At 55.9% G+C, this 2,498-nt stretch carries 1 rRNA gene; it reads left to right on the top strand.

The features are described from left to right. Nucleotides 1–2,476, top strand: a 23S ribosomal RNA gene (locus ACIRD8_RS37750); the annotation flags it as partial. Nucleotides 2,477–2,498 lie beyond the last annotated feature (22 nt).

Raw genomic sequence — 2,498 nt, forward strand, 5'->3', positions numbered from 1 at the left:
AGTCGTGACTGCGTGCCTTTTGAAGAATGAGCCTGCGAGTTAGCGGTGTGTAGCGAGGTTAACCCGTGTGGGGAAGCCGTAGCGAAAGCGAGTCCGAATAGGGCGATTGAGTTGCACGCTCTAGACCCGAAGCGGAGTGATCTAGCCATGGGCAGGTTGAAGCGGAGGTAAGACTTCGTGGAGGACCGAACCCACCAGGGTTGAAAACCTGGGGGATGACCTGTGGTTAGGGGTGAAAGGCCAATCAAACTCCGTGATAGCTGGTTCTCCCCGAAATGCATTTAGGTGCAGCGTCGTGTGTTTCTTGCCGGAGGTAGAGCACTGGATAGGCGATGGGCCCTACCGGGTTACTGACCTTAGCCAAACTCCGAATGCCGGTAAGTGAGAGCACGGCAGTGAGACTGTGGGGGATAAGCTCCATGGTCGAGAGGGAAACAGCCCAGAGCATCGACTAAGGCCCCTAAGCGTACGCTAAGTGGGAAAGGATGTGGAGTCGCAGAGACAACCAGGAGGTTGGCTTAGAAGCAGCCACCCTTGAAAGAGTGCGTAATAGCTCACTGGTCAAGTGATTCCGCGCCGACAATGTAGCGGGGCTCAAGCGTACCGCCGAAGTCGTGTCATTCACACATATAGGGCCAACGCCTGTGTGGATGGGTAGGGGAGCGTCGTGTGCCGGGTGAAGCAGCCGCGGAAGCGAGTTGTGGACGGTTCACGAGTGAGAATGCAGGCATGAGTAGCGATACACACGTGAGAAACGTGTGCGCCGATTGACTAAGGGTTCCTGGGTCAAGCTGATCTGCCCAGGGTAAGTCGGGACCTAAGGCGAGGCCGACAGGCGTAGTCGATGGACAACCGGTTGATATTCCGGTACCCGCTTTGAAACGCCCAATACTGAATCAGGCGATGCTAAGTCCGTGAAGCCGGCCCGATCTCTTCGGAGTTGAGGGTAGTGGTGGAGCCGATGAACCAGACTTGTACTAGGTAAGCGATGGGGTGACGCAGGAAGGTAGTCCAACCCGGGCGATGGTTGTTCCCGGGGTAAGGGTGTAGGCCGTGTGGTAGGTAAATCCGTCACACATTAAGGCTGAGACCTGATGCCGAGCCGATTGTGGTGAAGTGGATGATCCTATGCTGTCGAGAAAAGCCTCTAGCGAGTTTCATGGCGGCCCGTACCCTAAACCGACTCAGGTAGTCAGGTAGAGAATACCGAGGCGTTCGGGTGAACTATGGTTAAGGAACTCGGCAAAATGCCCCCGTAACTTCGGGAGAAGGGGGGCCATCACTGGTGATCCGATTTACTCGGTGAGCTGGGGGTGGCCGCAGAGACCAGCGAGAAGCGACTGTTTACTAAAAACACAGGTCCGTGCGAAGCCGTAAGGCGATGTATACGGACTGACGCCTGCCCGGTGCTGGAACGTTAAGGGGACCGGTTAGTGCACTTTCGGGTGTGCGAAGCTGAGAACTTAAGCGCCAGTAAACGGCGGTGGTAACTATAACCATCCTAAGGTAGCGAAATTCCTTGTCGGGTAAGTTCCGACCTGCACGAATGGCGTAACGACTTCTCGACTGTCTCAACCATAGGCCCGGTGAAATTGCACTACGAGTAAAGATGCTCGTTTCGCGCAGCAGGACGGAAAGACCCCGGGACCTTTACTATAGTTTGATATTGGTGTTCGGTTCGGCTTGTGTAGGATAGGTGGGAGACTTTGAAGCGGCCACGCCAGTGGTTGTGGAGTCGTCGTTGAAATACCACTCTGGTCGTGCTGGATGTCTAACCTGGGTCCGTGATCCGGATCAGGGACAGTGTCTGATGGGTAGTTTAACTGGGGCGGTTGCCTCCTAAAGAGTAACGGAGGCGCCCAAAGGTTCCCTCAGCCTGGTTGGCAATCAGGTGTTGAGTGTAAGTGCACAAGGGAGCTTGACTGTGAGACCGACGGGTCGAGCAGGGACGAAAGTCGGGACTAGTGATCCGGCAGTGGCTTGTGGAAGCGCTGTCGCTCAACGGATAAAAGGTACCCCGGGGATAACAGGCTGATCTTCCCCAAGAGTCCATATCGACGGGATGGTTTGGCACCTCGATGTCGGCTCGTCGCATCCTGGGGCTGGAGTCGGTCCCAAGGGTTGGGCTGTTCGCCCATTAAAGCGGTACGCGAGCTGGGTTTAGAACGTCGTGAGACAGTTCGGTCCCTATCCGCTGTGCGCGTAGGAATATTGAGAAGGGCTGTCCCTAGTACGAGAGGACCGGGACGGACGAACCTCTGGTGTGCCAGTTGTCCTGCCAAGGGCATGGCTGGTTGGCTACGTTCGGAAAGGATAACCGCTGAAAGCATCTAAGCGGGAAGCCTGCTTCGAGATGAGTATTCCCACCACCTTGAGTGGTTAAGGCTCCCAGTAGACGACTGGGTTGATAGGCCAGATGTGGAAGCCCGGTAACGGGTGGAGCTGACTGGTACTAATAGGCCGAGGGCTTGTCCTCAGTTGCTCGCGTCCACTGTGTT

It is taken from the genome of Streptomyces sp. NPDC102451, assembly GCF_044765485.1.
Taxonomy (GTDB): domain Bacteria; phylum Actinomycetota; class Actinomycetes; order Streptomycetales; family Streptomycetaceae; genus Streptomyces.